The sequence below is a fragment of the Stenotrophomonas muris genome, assembly GCF_052751275.1.
The window spans coordinates 2,385,778-2,401,510 of sequence record NZ_CP199879.1 but is presented as its reverse complement, the minus strand read 5'-3'; the positions used below and the strand labels follow the sequence as shown (position 1 = coordinate 2,401,510).

Below are 15,733 nucleotides of genomic sequence, written 5' to 3'. Positions count from 1 at the left end.
CGCCTGGAAGGGAGTGCTCAGGCGGTGGCCAGCAGCAGGGGCAGTGCGGCGGGCTGCGGGCTGGCGTCGAGGCGACGTGGCTGCAGCAGGCTGCCATCGAGCAAGCGCGGCAACAGTGCGATTGCATCGTGGAAGGTATCGATGGCGGCATGCTCGATGCCGGCCTTCGTGCAATGGGTGATCAGGCGGCGCTTGGCGAACACGAAGTCGGCATCTTCGGAGACGCAGAAATCCGAGCTGCCATCGCCGATCATCAGCACGCGTGGTGCTTCGTCGGCACGCGCCTGCGCGGCGCAGGTGCACTTGCAGGTACCACTGCGGCATCCTTCGGCCTGGTAGGGCGACTCCAGTTCCCAATGGTCTTCGCACCAGCGCAGGTGGTTGGCCACCACCGGCAGTCGCGACAGGCCGTGGTTGGCGAGGATGCGGTGGATCGCATAGTCCAGCCCGTCGCTGACGATGCGCAGCGGCACGCCCAGCTGTTCGGCGCGGCTGACAAAGGCGGCGAAGCCCGGATCGATCTGCACCTGGTCCAGGTGCGCGTCGAGCGTGGCCGGGTCCAGCTTCAACAGCCGCACCTGGCCCTGCATGCATTCACGCGAGCCGATCTTTCCCGCCTTCCACTGGTCTTCCAGTTGCTGCCAGCCCGGCTGGCCGTACTTCTCCAGCAGCGAGTCGATGACATCTTCGAGGCTGATGGTGCCATCGAAGTCACACAGGATGCTCCAGTGCATGGGCAGGTCCGTCGATGAAAGAAACGTCCGGCACGATGCCGGGGCAGGCTCAATGTAGGCAGGCAGCCTTTCTCGTTCCTTTCCTGTTGAAAGCCTGCACCGCCGGGTGGGGAAAGTGTTCAGGAATCGAGCGTGCTGAATGGGCGTGATGCCGTGAAAACCGCGCTTTCAGGGCTGCGCAGCGGCCAGCGCCCGCAGGATCTGCGCGGTCTCTTCCCGGGTCTGCCAGGCGCTGTTGCCGAGGGTCAGCATGCGTGCGGCGAAGTCGCGCGCGTTCGGCATGTCGTCCTGCGGCACGATGCCACGCAGGTAGGCGTAGTCGGGCAGGGCATGGATGAACATGCGGCTGGCACCGAGGCCGCGCGGCCACAGTTCGTCCAGTGCGGCATCGCGCGCGCGCTGGCTGGGCAGCAGCAGCATCAGCATCGGCCAGGTGCCGCCGGTGCCGGCCAGGCCATCGACCACCTCCACCGCCGGCAGCTGTGCCAGCTGCACACGCAGCTGCAGTGCGCGCAGGCGCCCGGCCTGCAGGAACGCAGGCAGCCGCCGTGCAGCGTGGGCGCCCACGTTCTGCCGCCACTGGCTGACCCGGTGCTGGGGGATGTCCAGCGGGAAAATGTCTCCGACCGCGTCTTCCAGATCGCCGCGTTGCAGGGCGCTGCGCAGCGGATTGCCGTACACCAGCGACAGCAGCGAGGGGCGGTAACAGGCGGCAAGACCCAGCAGCTGCACGCTGCGGAGCAGCTCCCAGCGCAGGCTGAAACGTACCTGTTCGGCGGCATGTTCGGCCAGCGCGGCGCGCAGCTCGTCATCGCGGCTGACCAGCAGGCCGCCTTCATGCAGGCTCAGCCCCTTGCCGGCGGCCAGGCTGAAGAATCCGATGTCACCACGCAGGCCCACGCTGCTGTTGCCGACCCGTGCGCCCAGCGCCTGTGCGGCATCTTCGATCACCCAGGCGCCGGCGCCGCGTGCGACCTCGCAGGCCCGTTCGACATCGGCGATGCGCCCGCCGAGGTGGGTGGGCAGGATCGCCAGCGTCCGTGCGTCGGCCAGGCGCGAGAGCTGTGCCGGATCAAAGTCGAAATGGCCACGCCGGGTATCGCACAGCTGCACGCGCAGGCCGAGGCTGTGCACCGCGATCGGCACCAGCGGACAGGTATAGGCGGGCAGGATCACGGTATCGCGCTTGGGCGCGCGCTTGCGCAGGGTGCGCAGTGCGATCAGCAGCGCGTGGGTGCCGGAACAGGTCAGCTGCAGCGGCGGTGTGCCGAGCTGGGTGGCCAGGATGTCGCGCAGGTCGCCGCCGCCGGGAAGGAAGTCGCTGGCCTGCATCGGCAGGCCAGCGGTCGGCGGCAGTTCGCGCGCGAACAGGCTCATCGCAGCCCGCTCACGAAGTGCTGTCGGCGGGGCTGTGCGGATCATCCGCTTCGGCGCGGCCGAGGCAGACGATGCCAGCCACGATCAGTACCGCACCGACAAGGTGATGCAGGGTCAGCGGCTCTTTCAGCAGCCAGGCCGACAGCAGCAGCACACTGATCACCTCCAGGTGCGAGGCCGCGAACGCCGGGCCGATCGGCGCATGGCGCAGCAGGCTCATCCAGGTGAAGAACGCGCCGACGTAGCCGAGGACCGCGCCGTATACCCACGGCTGCGACAGTACGCGCAGCAGCCACGCGGTGTTGGCCTCGACCGGCAGCGCGGCGTCACCGGCGTACTTGAAGCACAGCTGGGCCAGCGTGTCGAAGGCCATCAGCAGGGGAAAGCCGATCACATACAGGCGCCTCATGAGCCGGCCCCCACCACCGCCACGCCCGCCGTGACCAGCAGCATGCCGGTCACCCGCAATGGCGTGAGCTTTTCGCGGAACAGGATGCGGCCGGCGATCATCAGCGCGACGATGTTGATCGAGCCCAGCAGCACGCCCTTGGACAACGGCACCAGCGACAGGAACGCGATCCAGGCAACGAACTCAAGCACGTAGCAGGCGATGCCGATCCACAGCCAGGGACGGCTGAGCATGTGTTTCCAGCGTTGCAGTCCTTCGCCATCCTGCGGGTCGCTGGCGGCGGCCTTGAAGGCGAGCTGGCCACCGGTATCGAGCACCACATTGGCCAGCCACAGCAGCGTGGCGAGTGCCCCCATCTCAGGCCACCGCCTTGAGCACGCCGCTGCGTTCACCGATTTCGGTGAAGAAACGCGCGCTGCGGCGGATCACCTCGCGGCGTTCGCGGTCGATCGTGATCATGTGGTAGCTGTCTTCCAGCACCACCAGTTCCTTCGGACCGCTGACCCTCGATATCACCAGTTCAGCGTTGCCCATGCTGGCCACGTCGTCTTCGCGGGCGTGCATCACCAGGCACGGTGCGGTGACCTGGTGCAGGTGGCGGCGGGTCCAGTTGCTCAGGGCGCGCATCTCGGCCAGCGCGTGCCAGGGGTTGCCCGGCAGGCCGGCCGCGGCGCTGTCGCCGGACAGCATGGCGGCACTGACCTGCGCACGCAGGCGCTCGTCACGCAGGCCATAGGGCGGTTCTTCCATGAACATGCGGTCGCGGCCGATGTTGAAGCGCTTGAACCACGGCAGCAGGAACGACAGGCGGGCCACGGCGGGAATGTTCCAGCCGTCGTAGCGGAAGGTGGCGCCATACACGCCGACGCCGGACACCCATTCGGGGCGGCGTGCAGCCAGCGCCAGCGCCAGTACCGCGCCCATCGACAGGCCGCCGACGAACAACTGGTCGACCTTGCCACGCAGGCTCGCCGCTGCATCTTCCACGCCCTGGTACCACTGTTCCCAGGTGGTCGCCAGCAGGTCATCCACGGTGCCGCAATGGCCGGGCAACTGCACGCCGTGTACGGTGAAGCCGGCGTTGTTCAGGCCCTTGCCCAGCATGCGCATTTCCGCCGGGGTGCCGGTCAGGCCGTGGACCAGCAGCACGCCCTGCGGGCCACCGGGGAGGAAGAAGTCGTGCGATTCGGTCACCTGGCGGCTCCGGGACGGCAGTGGGGATGGTCAGGATCGCAAGCGCGATTTTCGCCAGCCTTTCAGCGCCCCGGTACGGGTCAGGGGGCCTTCAGCAGCGGCAGTGTGATGGCGACCTTCAGGCCCCCACCGGCGCGGTTGAGGAAGGTCAGGCGGCCGCCGGAATGCTCCACCGCTTCGTGCGCGATGGCCAGGCCCAGGCCGGTGCCGCTGGCTGCGGTGCCAGGCGCTCGGAAGAAGCGCTCGCCCAGCCGTGGCATCACGTCCTCGGGCACGCCGGGGCCGTTGTCCTCCACGTACAGTTCGACGTCATTGTCATCCAGCGCATGCACGCCGACCGTGACGGTCGCATCGCGGCCGGCATAGCGCAGCGCATTGTCGATCAGGTTGTCCAGTGCTTCCTGCAGCTGGGCACCATTGCCGAGCACGCGCAGCGGGTGGGGGCTGCCGCGGTAGCCCAGATCGATGCCATCGCGGATCGCTTCGGGCACGCGCATGCCGACCCACTGCGGCACCAGCTCGCACAGGTCCAGTGCCTCCACGGTATCGGGCACGGTCTGCGCCCGGCTCAGTGCGAGCAGCTGGGTGCTGACCCGGGCGGTGCGCTGGTTGAGCCGGCGGATGTGCTGCAATGCCTCGCGCACCGTGTCCGGGTCGCCATGTGCCAGTGCCTGGTCCACGTGCAGGGCCATGCCGGCCAACGGCGAGCGCAGCTGGTGCGCGGCATCGGCGATGAAACGGTTCTGCAGCGTGATCATTTCCGCCTGGCGCGCGAACAGATCGTCGATGGTGCTGATCAGCGGCTGGATCTCTTCGGGCACGTCGGCATCGGAGATCGGTGCCAGTTCGCCGCGGCGCTGCGCCAGGCGGGTCCTCAGCGGGGTCAGGATGCGCAGGCCATGGGTCACCCCGAGCCAGACCAGCGCGGCGGTGCCCAGCGCCAGCATGGTCATCAGCGGGATGATGATCATCAGGATCTCGCGCGCACGCTGGCGTCGTTCGGCCATGCTTTCGGCCACCGTCACCGCCAGCTGGTCCTGCGGATCGTTCATCGCACGCGTGCAGACGGTGGCCATGCGCACCGGCTGGCCGTTGAGAATGCCATCGTACAGGGTGGGGTCCACGCCGGTGCATTCCTGCGAAGGCGCGTAGGCACTGAAATCCGCATTGCCGCTGAGTGTCCCCTGGCGGCTGCTGTCCACGTTGAAATAGCGATGGCCGTCGGGCTCGTATTCGATCAGGAAGCGCGCCTGCGGAGACAGGTCGCTGGTCACCGGCATGGTGCTCAGCATCTGCGCGAACGAGTGCGTGTCGTCGATCAGGTTACGGTCGTGGATGCGGTTGGAATAATCCAACGCAACGTAATAGGCCAGGATCGTATTGAAGGTAAGCAGGCCCAGCATCGGCAACGCCAGGAAGGCGAGCAGGCGCCGGCGCAGGCTGGGGGGGCCACTGATCACGGGGCGCTGTCGTCCTGCGCGTCTTCCAGCATGTAGCCCAGTCCGCGCACGGTGCGGATGCCCATGCCGCCGGGCTGCAGCTTGCGGCGCAGGCGGTGCAGGGCGATGTCCAGGCCGTTGTCGGTCAGGTCCTGGCCCCAGTCGCACAGCGCCTCCACCAGCTGTGCGCGCGAGACGATGCGCTCGGCGCGTACCGCCAGTGCCGACAGCAGGCCGAACTCGCGTGCGGTCAGTTCCAGCGACTGGTCGTCGATCCACACCCGATGCCCGGCCAGATCGATGCGCAGGCGGCCGATGCGCAGGTCCGGGTTGCCATTGCTGGTCACGCGGCGCAGCTGTGCGCGCACGCGGGCTTCGAATTCGTCCAGTGCGAATGGCTTGACCAGGTAGTCGTCGGCACCGAGGTCGAGCACGCGCACGCGTTCGGCCAGGCCGTCGCGGGCGGTCACCACCAGTACCGCCAGGCCATCGCCGCGCTGGCGCAGGCGCTGCAGCACGTCGCGGCCATCCAGCTGTGGCAGGCCCAGGTCCAGCACCAGCAGCGCGTATTGGGTCGAACCCAGCGCGGCGTCGGCGTGCGCGCCGTTGTCGACGTGGTCGACCACATGCCCCTGCCGGCGCAGCGAGGCGCACAGGCCGGAGGCGATGTCCGGGTCGTCTTCAGCAATCAGAACGCGCATGCGCGGGGAGCTCCTGTAACGGTCGGGCCCAGCGGGTGGACGGGGCGGGCCTCTCGGCTGCCGAGGGTAGCCGCAAACCGGGTGAAGGTGGAGCGCGCCGGCACCTCCCGGCACCGTCGCGCTGTCCCGCCATTCAGTCCTGCAGGCCCGGCTCACCCAGTGCCAGCGGCACCCGTGAGCCGTCCAGCAGGCCGCGGCTGAGCCTGCCATCCTCGATGAACAGCAGTTCGCCGTTCTCGCCGTTCTTGATGCTGCTGTCGATGGCGATCACGCGGTCGCCGTGGAAGCTGCTGACGTGTGGCATCGAGGTATGGCCAACCACGATGCGCGTGAGCTGCAGGCGGTCGAGCACGGCCTGTACCCCCGCTGTGTCGAGGCGGCCATCGAAGTAGCCGCGGTACCAGATCGGGCTGGTCTTGCCGTCATACAGCGGTGCGGTGGCCGGGTCGGCCTTCACTTCGGCCTTGGGCAGGCCCAGAGAGGCCTGATAGGCCGCATTGGTGCGTGCCGGGTCCAGCGCCAGCTGCACCGCTTCGGGCGAGATGCCGCCATGCAGGAACAGGGTATCGCCGATCTTCAGCAGCACCGGGCGGGTGCGCAGCCACTGCCCGATCACCGAGTCGGCGCCATACAGTTGCGGGTAGCTGCGGCCCAGCAGCTGGGCGCTGCGCAGGTACTTCGGGTTGACGTAGCGCAGGTCGTCGTACAGCACCATGGTTTCGTGGTTGCCTAGCACGAAGTGCACTGCGCCACCGGCGGCGGCGGCCTGCTGCTGCAGGCCGTACAGCAGCCAGAACGCCTCGGTCACCTGCGGGCCGCGGTCGAATACATCGCCAGCGATGACCAGCGTGTCCTTGCCCAGGGCCCAGCGATCCTGCGCGTCGATGACCTGGTGGGCGCGCAGCAGGCGCACCAGCAGCCCGTACTGGCCATGGATGTCCGACAGCGCGACGATGCGCGGCGCGGCCGGCAGCACGGAGACCGAGGCCGCATTCGGCGCGGCCACGTGCACGGTGTGTTCGTAGCCACAGCGCGGCGCGATATCGGTGCCCGTCGTGTTGATGGCCAGCGAGCGCGACTCGACCTTGTCGTCGCAGATCCACTTGGCCTGCAGCTGGTCGCCCTGGCGGAATACATAGGGGCCATCGGCCTGCACGTGGTCGGCGGGCGCGGCAACCTCGCGGGCCTGCGTGGTTGCTGTGGCGCAGGCCAGCAGCGGCAACAGCAGGGCGGTCAGCAGGAAAGGGCGATAGCGCGGCATCGGCGGCGTCCGGCGGCGGAAACCTCCGATGCTAACCGGCGCGGCCGGATCGTGGTGTGCGCGAATGGGCGGACCAGGCGCCGCGCCGGTCGTCCTTGAGCTTGCGCACGCGGGTGGCGGCGGCCTGCAGCGGCTGACCGTCGCGCCCGTGTGGCTGCATGTAGGGCAGTGGTCGCCGCGTGCTGGATTCGATCAACTGCGAATGGGCTTCACCGGCGCTGAAGCGATGGCGTTCTCCCCACTGGCGTAGCGCGACCAGCAGCGGGAACAGTTCCTGGCCGGCGTGGGTGAGCACGTATTCCTGGTAGGCCGAGCCATCGGAGGCCGGTTGCAGTTGCAGGATGCCGGCCTCGACCAGCCTGCGCAGGCGATCGCTGAGGATGTTGCGCGCCGCGCCGAGGCTGCGCTGGAAGTCGCCAAAGCGCGTGACGCCGTCGAAGGCATCGCGGATCACCAGCAGTGCCCAGCGATCACCGAGCAGGTCGGCGCTGCGGGCAACGGGGCAGGGACTGTTGGCGTGCATGCTGTGGCCTCCGAATGTGGTTGCAGTTTAAAACCAATGACGATAGCCTGCATCAAGTTTCAAATTGCAACTACATCATGAGCGCATCGATGTCCCGCCCATTGCTGACCCTGCTCGCGGTCGCGGCCGGCGCCAGCGTTGCCAACGTCTATTACGCGCAACCGCTGCTGGATCGGCTGGCACAGGCCTTCGCATTGCACCGTGCCGTGGCGGGCGCAGTGTTGGCGGCAACCCAGGCCGGCAGTGTGCTGGCATTGCTGGGCCTGCTGCCGCTCGCCGATCGCGGTGACCGGCGACGCCTGCTGCGGATGCAGTTGATGGCGCTGGTGCTGGCCCTGCTGTGGCTGGCAGCGGCACGCACGGCCGGTTGGCTGTTGTCGGGCATGCTGCTGGCCGGGCTGTTGGGCACCGCGCTGACCCAGGGCTTGATCGCCTATACCGCCACGCTTGCGCCGCCCGAGCAGCGCGGGCGCCTGGTGGGCGTGGTGCAGGGCGGCGTGTTCATCGGCCTGTTGCTGGCGCGCGTTGTATCGGGCGCGGTCGCGGCCACCGTCGGCTGGCGGGCGGTCTATCTGCTGTCGGCAGCGCTGATGGCGGCCCTGGCCGTGCTGCTGTGGCGGCGTCTGCCGGCGGTGCCGGTGCCGGCGGTACCACCGCGCTGGCGCGAACTGCTGGGTTCGATGCTGGGCATGCTGCGCCGGGACCGCGCGCTGCGCGAGCGTGGGCCGCTGGCATTGCTGCTGTTTGCTGGCCTCAACGTGTTCTGGGCGGCGGTGCCGCTGCCGCTGTCGGCGCCGCCGTTGCAGTGGTCCACCGCGGCCATCGGCGCACTGGGCCTGGCCGGCGTAGTGGGCGCCTTGATGGCGGCGCGGGTCGGGCACTGGATGGACCGCGGTTTCGCCGGTCGGGTCAGTCTTGGCGCGTTGCTGCTGATGCTGGCCGCGTGGTGGCCGCTGCTGGGCCTGCCGCAGTCGCTGTCGTTGCTGCTGCTGGGCGTGATCGTGCTCGACCTCGGTGGGCAGGCACTGCACGTATCGAACCAGGCGCTGCTGCTGCGTGCACCGGCAGAACAGCATGGACGCCTGGTGGCGTTGTACATGCTGTTCTATGCAGTGGGCAGTGGTGCCGGTGCGGCTGCCGGGCCCTGGATGCAGGCCCGGCATGGCTGGCCTGCCGTGTGCCTGCTGGGTGCAGGCATCGCGGCGCTGGCGCTGCTGTGGTGGGCAGCATGGCGGGTGGTGGCGTCCAATGCATCGGCTGGCGGGCGAATCGGTAGAGTCGACTGTCGGTAGAGTCGACTGTCAGTCGACTGCTCTTCGCCCCGCGTGCGAAAAATCCCGCGCTGCGTGCGATAGTCGACCAGCGGTCGACTCTACCTGTCCTGTCGTCATCGCTGCAGTGCACGCCGTCCCGGTGCTTCCTCAAGGTCCGCGCTGGCCACTACCACGCGGTTGCGGCCGCTGCGCTTGGCCTCGTACATCGCCGCATCGGCCCGTGCCATCAGCCGCTCGTAGTCCGGGTGGCCGTCATGGCCGGCTACGCCGATGCTGGCGGTCAGTGCCAGTACCTGGCCGTTGGCCAATGCCACCGGTGACTGCGCGATCTGCCGCCGCAGGCTTTCGGCGATCACCGCGGCCTGTGATTCGCTGGCCGCGACCAGCACCACCACGAACTCCTCGCCGCCATAGCGGAACAGGTAGTCACTGCCGCGGGTCAGCTGGCCGAGCAGGCCGGCGACGTGCTGCAGCGCGCGGTCCCCGGCGTCGTGGCCGTGGCCGTCGTTGATCGCCTTGAAGTGATCCAGGTCGAGCAGCAGCAGCGAGAACGGCGTGCGGTTGCGCGTGGCCAGCTCGATCTCCCGGCGCAGCACGGTAGGCAGGAAGCGGCGGTTGAGCAGGTTGGTCAGCGCATCGCTGCCGGCATCCAGCTCGCCGATGCGCTCGAACAGCAGCGTCATCAGGGTGCGGATGGCGGCCAGGTCCTCGCGGATGGCCGGCAGCACCGCCAGTCGTTGTGCCGGGGCATCGTTGCTCGCCCGCTGCAGGTTGCTGTCGATGCGGGCCATCAGCTGGCCGACCTGCCGGGTCTCGCTGCTCTCGCCGAAGCTGGGGATGCCCTTGTGGGTGAACCACAGGCCGAACTCGGAAGTGGCCAGGCTGGCGCTGTCGCTGGCCTGTACGTGGCCAGCGAGCGCGTAGAGCAGGGCGTTCTCCCAGTCCAGCAGCAGTGCGCGCTGGCGTTCGCGTTCGGTGCCGACGTTCTGCACCAGCGAGAACAGCCGGTACGCAGCATCGGCGCGGGTCGAGCGCTCGCGTGCATGGGTATAGGCCAGGGTCATGCCTTCCATGGCGATGTCCATGATCGCGCTGAGGCAGTCGATGGCGGCGAACGCAGTGGCACTGTCGGGCGCGTCGTCGTGCAGGCGCACGAACAGTTCGTGCTTGAGCACGCGCGCGCCGCGGGTGACCAGGTCGACCGGAATACCGACCCGGGCATGCACATCGCCGATCACCCGCTGCGAGGCAACGGCGCCGGCAATACCGTCGGCATTGGTGGTCAGCAACTGCACCAGCCAGCGCTGCATGGCCGGCTGCAGGCGCTGCTTGACCTGATCGTGGGACAGGAAGCGGCGTGCACGCCCGTCCTGCAGCAGTACCTCGTAGAAGCGTTGGGCCAGCGCCGGCGGGGCATCGGCGGCGGCGGCGTGCAGCAGCGCGGTGGCGGCAGGGCCGGCCTGTTGCAGGCAGTGCTGCCAGGCCTCGGCCAGCGGTTGGCTGGCATCGTCCAGTTGGGGTGGTTCCACGTCGATCTCTGACTGCGTACGGCAAACCACGGGTATCGGCCGCGGTGGCGCACGGTTGATGGCGGGTTGGCCGGTCAGTTTATGCGCGATGCAGGGTTGCACGGCGCGCAAAGCACGTCGGCGCCGCGGCGGCAATGAGTGAACGCATTTGAGAATCACTCGCATTGATGGGAGAATGCGCGCACGGATCGGCCCGCAGGCGACTGCAGCGACGCTCCGCCTCCCCCTCGTCGTTGCCTCAAGCCCTTTGCCAGAGGCCCCGTTGCCCTGCCAGAAGGTCCAGATCATGTCTCCTGCCGTTGTCCTTTCGCCGCGCCCGCTGGCGCTCGCCGTTGCCGCCCTGCTGGCGGGAAGCGCCCTGACCGCCCAGGCCGAAACCGATGCCACCGATATCGACACGGTGCATGTCACCGCCTCGCAGATTGCCCGCCAGGCACTGGGTACCTCGACCATCACCGCCGAGGACATCGCCAAGCGCCCGCCGGCCAACGACATCGCCGAGCTGCTGCGCACCATGCCGGGCGTCAACCTCACCGGCAACAGCGCCTCGGGCCAGTACGGCAACAACCGCCAGATCGACCTGCGTGGCATGGGCCCGGAAAACACCCTGATCCTGGTCGACGGCAAGCGCATCGGTGCGCGTGATGCCGTGCGCATGGGCCGTAGCGGTGAGCGCAATACCCGCGGTGATACCAACTGGGTGCCGGCGGAAATGATCGAGCGCATCGAAGTGCTGCGCGGCCCTGCGGCGGCACGCTATGGCTCCGGTGCGTCCGGTGGCGTGGTCAACATCATCACCAAGCGCCCGACCGGCGACCTGACCGGCGCGGTCGACCTGTATGGCCTGGTGCCCGAGCACAGCGCCGAAGGCGGCAGCGAGCGCGTCGGCCTGCAGCTGAGCGGGCCGATGACCGACACCCTGTCGTTCCGCCTGTACGGCAACCTCAACAAGACCGACGCCGACTCACTGGACCTCAACCGCCAGTACGCCACCAACCCGAACGCGGTGCCGCCGGCTGGCCGCGAGGGTGTCAAGAACCGCGACGTCAACGCGTTGCTGCGCTGGGACATCACCGCCGACCAGGTGGTGGAGTTCGAAGCCGGCACCAGCCGCCAGGGCAACATCTACGCCGGTGACCGCGCGGTCAGCACTACCGGTACCTCGACCGGCGTTGACCTGGCGGCGCTGGCCGACGGCGAAGCGGAAACCAACCGCATGTACCGCAACACCGGCGCGATCACCCATCGCGGCCGCTGGGGCGACGTGACCTCGCGGGTGACCGCCGCGGTGGAAGCGGTCAACAACTCGCGCATCAATGAAGGCCTGGCCGGTGGCCCGGAAGGCAGCTTCAACGGCACCGACTGGTCGACCTCGCGCCTGCGCAACTACCAGCTGGATGGCGAAGTGAGCTTCCCGACCTCGCTGGGCAGCGCCGAGAACATCTGGACGCTGGGCTTTGAATACCTGGACAGCCGCCTGACCGACCCGTACTCGATGAGCCAGTCCAGCAGCAGCGGCGGCGGTATCCCGGGGCTGTCGGCCGATCGCGCGCGGGGCAAGGCCGACGCGCAGACCACCGCAGTGTTCGTCGAAGACAACATCTACCTGGGTGAGCGCTGGATCGTCACCCCGGGCCTGCGCTTCGACCACCACAGCCAGTTCGGCAACAACACCAGCCCCAGCCTCAATGCGCAGTTCCGCATCAACAGCGACTGGGTGGTGAAGGGCGGCATCGCCCGCGCGTTCAAGGCGCCGAACCTGTACCAGTCCAATCCGGACTATCTGTACTACACCCGTGGCAACGGCTGCCCGAATGCACTGCCGAGCCTGGGTGCCGGTTGCTACATGCGCGGCAACGCGGACCTGAAGGCGGAAACCAGCCTGAACAAGGAACTGGGCATCGAGTGGGCACCGCAGAGCGGCTGGCAGGCCTCGTTGACCTACTTCCACAACGACTACAAGGACAAGATCCAGGCCGGCTACACCCAGGTTGGCCTGACCGCCGACTCCAAGGGCCGCATCTTCCGCTGGGAGAACGCGCCCAAGGCGATCGTGCAGGGGCTTGAAGGCAACCTGGTGATCCCGCTGCTGGGCGAGCAGGGCAATCGCCTGAAATGGAGCAACAACTTCACCTACATGGTGGAAAACGAGAACAAGAGCACCGGCCAGCCGCTGTCGGTGATCCCGAAGTACACCGTCAACACGATGCTGGACTGGCAGGCCACCGACAAGCTGTCGGTGCTGCTGACCGGCACGTTCTACGGCAAGCAGGAACCGGCCACCGCCAACATCAACAATGATCCGCGCTGCACCGGCAGCTGCGATCCCTCGATCGCGCTGCAGGACCGCGGTGCCTACAACATCTGGGGCGTGAGCGCGCGCTACAGGGTGACCGAGACGGTCAGCTTCGGCTTCGGCGTGAACAACCTGGCCGACAAGCGCCTGTTCCGCGAGGCCAACAGCAGCGATGCCGGTGCGGCGACCTACAACGAACCGGGCCGCGCGTACTGGGCCAGCCTGCGCTTCGGGTTCTGACCGCACGCGGACGCCGGTCCGCTGCGGTCGCCAGGCCAGGCCTGGCGCTGCCGGCCACGCTCCGGTAGCGCCGGGCCATGCACGGTGAGGGATCGCCTGGGCTGCAATGTTATAAACACCGTAATAGTCTCCCCCGCCAGCACGGCGTAGCCTGCACCGCATCGCAAAGGAGCTGTTGCCATGGGCCACGACCACGATCACCTGCCATCCCAGATCCGCCACGAGAAACCCTTGTGGTGGGCGCTCGGCCTGACCTCCACCTTCCTCGTCATCGAGGTGGTGGGCGCGTTCTGGACCAACAGCCTGGCGCTGCTGTCCGACGCGGCACACATGGCCACCGATGCACTGGCACTGATGATCGCGCTGGTCGCGGTGCGGTTGAGCCGGCGCCCGCCGGACGCGCGCCGCACCTACGGCTATGCACGCCTGGAAGCGCTGGGCGCGATGATCAACGGCGCCATGCTGTTCGTGGTCGCCGCCTACATCCTGTGGGAGGCGATCGGTCGTTTCCGCGAACCGCAGGAGATCGCATCTTCGGGCATGCTGGTGATCGCCGCCGCAGGCCTGGTCATCAACCTGATCTCGATGCGCCTGCTGCAGGCCGGCAGCGGCGAGAGCCTGAACGTGAAGGGCGCCTACCTGGAAGTGTGGGCGGACATGCTTGGCTCGGTGGCGGTGATCGCCGGTGCGTTGTTGATCAAGTGGACCGGCTGGAAGCCGATCGACCCGATCCTGGCGGTGCTGATCGGCCTGTGGGTACTGCCGCGCACCTACGTGCTGATGCGCGAGGCGATCAACGTGCTGCTGGAAGGCGTGCCCAAGGGCATGAACGTGGCCAAGGTGCGCGACAGCCTGTCCGGTCATGCTGCGGTGCTGGACGTGCATGACCTGCATGTGTGGGCGCTGGCCTCCAGCACGCCGGCGCTGACCGCGCACATCGTGATGCGCGACGGCACCGACGCCGATGCGCTGCGCCGTGAGCTGGGCGGGCGCCTGCACGATGACTTCGGCATCGAACACGTGACGCTGCAGATCGAAGCGGACCACTGTGGTGAAGCCTGCGCTGGACCGGCGTCGGCAAAGGGCGGCGCGCAGCAGGGCCATGAAGGCCACGACCACGGTGAGGACGCGCAGGGCCATCGCGGCCACGTGCATCATTGAATGAAAATGAAAGCCGCACCGGGGAATGCCCGGTGCGGTCATTCGTCGCGTCGCGAGGCCAGCCGATCCGCCAGCCGGGTCGGTTCCGGCAGCCGGTAACCGCGCAGCGTGCGCTGCACCCAGTCCAGCGCGGTATCGGCACTGACCCGATGGCCGCCGGCCACGAACAGCGGCTTGCAGCGCACCTTGCTGCGCAGCACCCAGCCCAGTTGTTCGTCGCCATCCTGCAGCGGCGCATGTGCACCGGCCTCGGCGCCCGGTTCGACGAACCGGCCCACCAGCTTCGACTTGGCCACGCCGATGCTGGGCAGGTCGGTGACCACGCCCAGATGCGCGGCCACGCCCAGCCGGCGCGGATGGCTGATGCCATGGCCATCGACGAACACCAGGTCCGGCGTGCGCGGCAGCAGCGCCAGCGCGGCCAGCAGTGCCGGCAGCTCGCGGAAGCTGAGCAGGCCGGGGATGTAGGGCATCACCGTGGGGATGCGCGCGATCTCCTGCGCCACGGGCTTCAGCGTCTCCACGTCCAGCAGTACCGCCGCGGCGCGGGTGATGGCGCCGTCGTCTTCAAAGCCAACATCCAGCCCGGCCAGCCAACGGACGTCGCGTGGCAGGCGGTCCTGGCGCTCCACGCGGCCGGCCAGCTGGAGCTGCTGCGCGCGTGCCGCGGAGACGCTGCCTTCCCAACATCCGGGATCGATCACCGTATTCATCGGTCACAGCATCGCACGGGCGGCGCCACGGCCCGGTGAGCGGCGGCCGGGCTACAATGGCGGCCTGCCTTTCCTCGCGTTGGAGACCCTGCAGTGACCCGTAAACTCGTACTGTTGCGCCATGGCCAGAGCCAGTGGAACCTGGACAACCGCTTCACCGGCTGGGTCGATGTCGACCTGACCGAGCAGGGGCGCCGGGAAGCGGCCGCCGCCGGTCGCCTGATGCGCGAGGAAGGCCTGCAGTTCGACGTCGCCCACACCTCCGTGCTCAAGCGTGCCATCCACACCCTGCAGGGTGCGCTGGCCGAGCTGGAGCAGGACTGGCTGCCGGTGAACAAGTCCTGGCGCCTCAACGAGCGGCACTACGGCGGCCTGCAGGGGCTGGACAAGGCCGAGACCGCGGCCAAGCACGGCGAAGAGCAGGTCAAGGTCTGGCGTCGTTCGTACGACATCCCGCCGCCGCCGATGGACCTGGAAGATCCGGGCCACCCGATCCATGACCGCCGCTACGCCGGTCTGGACCGCAACGCGCTGCCGGGCACCGAGTCGCTGGCCACCACCCTGGACCGCGTGCTGCCGTACTGGCACGACGCCATCGCGCCGCAGCTGAAGGACGGCAAGACCGTGCTGGTCACTGCCCACGGCAACTCGCTGCGCGCGCTGTACAAGTACCTCAACAATGTCTCGCGCGAGGAGATCCTCGAGCTGAACATCCCGACCGGCATCCCGCTGCTGTTCGAACTGAACGACGACCTGACCGTGCAGTCGTTCCGCTACCTGGGCGACCCGGAAGCAGCGCGCAAGGCCGCCGAAGCCGTGGCCAACCAGGGCAAGGCGAAGTAAGAAGCACAAGGCCGGCGCAAGCCGGCCTTCGCTTTTGTC

At 68.2% G+C, this 15,733-nt stretch carries 15 protein-coding genes; 4 read left to right on the top strand and 11 right to left on the bottom strand.

Annotation, left to right across the window (positions count from 1 at the left end):
* Positions 1 to 17: 17 nt before the first annotated feature.
* The 9 genes from ACUVWL_RS11140 to ACUVWL_RS11100 form a co-directional block, all read right to left on the bottom strand.
* Positions 18 to 734, bottom strand: coding sequence for an MtnX-like HAD-IB family phosphatase (locus ACUVWL_RS11140; protein ID WP_014646427.1), 717 nt, complete (start codon positions 732 to 734; stop codon positions 18 to 20).
* A 168-nt stretch (positions 735 to 902) separates the two neighbouring features.
* Positions 903 to 2,111 carry a DegT/DnrJ/EryC1/StrS family aminotransferase gene (locus ACUVWL_RS11135; protein ID WP_014646428.1) on the bottom strand — a complete coding sequence of 403 codons (1,209 nt, stop codon included), beginning with the start codon at positions 2,109 to 2,111 and terminating at the stop codon, positions 903 to 905.
* A gap of 10 nt (positions 2,112 to 2,121) precedes the next feature.
* Positions 2,122 to 2,520, bottom strand: coding sequence for a DMT family transporter (locus ACUVWL_RS11130; RefSeq protein WP_049441504.1), 399 nt, complete (start codon positions 2,518 to 2,520; stop codon positions 2,122 to 2,124).
* Positions 2,517 to 2,876, bottom strand: coding sequence for an EamA family transporter (locus ACUVWL_RS11125; RefSeq protein WP_014646430.1), 360 nt, complete (start codon positions 2,874 to 2,876; stop codon positions 2,517 to 2,519). The genes ACUVWL_RS11130 and ACUVWL_RS11125 overlap by 4 nt, the downstream gene beginning before the upstream one ends.
* A 1-nt stretch (position 2,877) precedes the next feature.
* Positions 2,878 to 3,714 (bottom strand): alpha/beta hydrolase, encoded by an 837-nt coding sequence (locus ACUVWL_RS11120; RefSeq protein WP_032958029.1) that lies wholly within the window; start codon positions 3,712 to 3,714, stop codon positions 2,878 to 2,880.
* Between the two features lie 80 nt (positions 3,715 to 3,794).
* On the bottom strand, positions 3,795 to 5,174 hold the full coding sequence (locus ACUVWL_RS11115) for a sensor histidine kinase (protein WP_445978346.1): 1,380 nt from the start codon (positions 5,172 to 5,174) through the stop codon (positions 3,795 to 3,797).
* The gene (locus ACUVWL_RS11110; RefSeq protein ID WP_014646433.1) at positions 5,171 to 5,854 is read right to left on the bottom strand and encodes a response regulator; all 684 of its coding nucleotides are present in this window, start codon (positions 5,852 to 5,854) and stop codon (positions 5,171 to 5,173) included. Before ACUVWL_RS11110 ends, ACUVWL_RS11115 begins: the two co-directional genes overlap by 4 nt.
* Before the next feature lie 133 nt (positions 5,855 to 5,987).
* Entirely contained in the window at positions 5,988 to 7,115 is a 1,128-nt protein-coding gene (locus tag ACUVWL_RS11105) for a metallophosphoesterase (RefSeq protein ID WP_126411856.1), read from the bottom strand.
* Between the two features lie 31 nt (positions 7,116 to 7,146).
* Positions 7,147 to 7,638, bottom strand: coding sequence for a winged helix-turn-helix transcriptional regulator (locus tag ACUVWL_RS11100; protein WP_049441508.1), 492 nt, complete (start codon positions 7,636 to 7,638; stop codon positions 7,147 to 7,149).
* A gap of 89 nt (positions 7,639 to 7,727) precedes the next feature.
* Here ACUVWL_RS11100 and ACUVWL_RS11095 point away from each other — a divergent pair, with 89 nt between their 5' ends.
* On the top strand, positions 7,728 to 8,930 hold the full coding sequence (locus ACUVWL_RS11095) for an MFS transporter (RefSeq protein WP_414611939.1): 1,203 nt from the start codon (positions 7,728 to 7,730) through the stop codon (positions 8,928 to 8,930).
* Positions 8,931 to 9,025: 95 nt separating this feature from the next.
* Here ACUVWL_RS11095 and ACUVWL_RS11090 read toward each other — a convergent pair whose 3' ends face one another.
* Positions 9,026 to 10,441 (bottom strand): GGDEF domain-containing protein, encoded by a 1,416-nt coding sequence (locus tag ACUVWL_RS11090; RefSeq protein WP_032958025.1) that lies wholly within the window; start codon positions 10,439 to 10,441, stop codon positions 9,026 to 9,028.
* Between the two features lie 286 nt (positions 10,442 to 10,727).
* On the opposite strand from ACUVWL_RS11090, the gene ACUVWL_RS11085 reads away from it, so the two are divergent.
* Positions 10,728 to 12,977, top strand: coding sequence for a TonB-dependent siderophore receptor (locus tag ACUVWL_RS11085; RefSeq protein WP_445978345.1), 2,250 nt, complete (start codon positions 10,728 to 10,730; stop codon positions 12,975 to 12,977).
* A 180-nt stretch (positions 12,978 to 13,157) separates the two neighbouring features.
* Positions 13,158 to 14,138: a cation diffusion facilitator family transporter gene (locus ACUVWL_RS11080; RefSeq protein ID WP_014646439.1), complete on the top strand. Its 981-nt coding sequence runs from the start codon at positions 13,158 to 13,160 to the stop codon at positions 14,136 to 14,138.
* Between the two features lie 38 nt (positions 14,139 to 14,176).
* Here ACUVWL_RS11080 and nfi read toward each other — a convergent pair whose 3' ends face one another.
* Positions 14,177 to 14,851: a deoxyribonuclease V gene (gene nfi / locus ACUVWL_RS11075; protein ID WP_014646440.1), complete on the bottom strand. Its 675-nt coding sequence runs from the start codon at positions 14,849 to 14,851 to the stop codon at positions 14,177 to 14,179.
* A 93-nt stretch (positions 14,852 to 14,944) separates the two neighbouring features.
* On the opposite strand from nfi, the gene gpmA reads away from it, so the two are divergent.
* Positions 14,945 to 15,694: a 2,3-diphosphoglycerate-dependent phosphoglycerate mutase gene (gene gpmA, locus ACUVWL_RS11070; RefSeq protein ID WP_014036448.1), complete on the top strand. Its 750-nt coding sequence runs from the start codon at positions 14,945 to 14,947 to the stop codon at positions 15,692 to 15,694.
* Positions 15,695 to 15,733 lie beyond the last annotated feature (39 nt).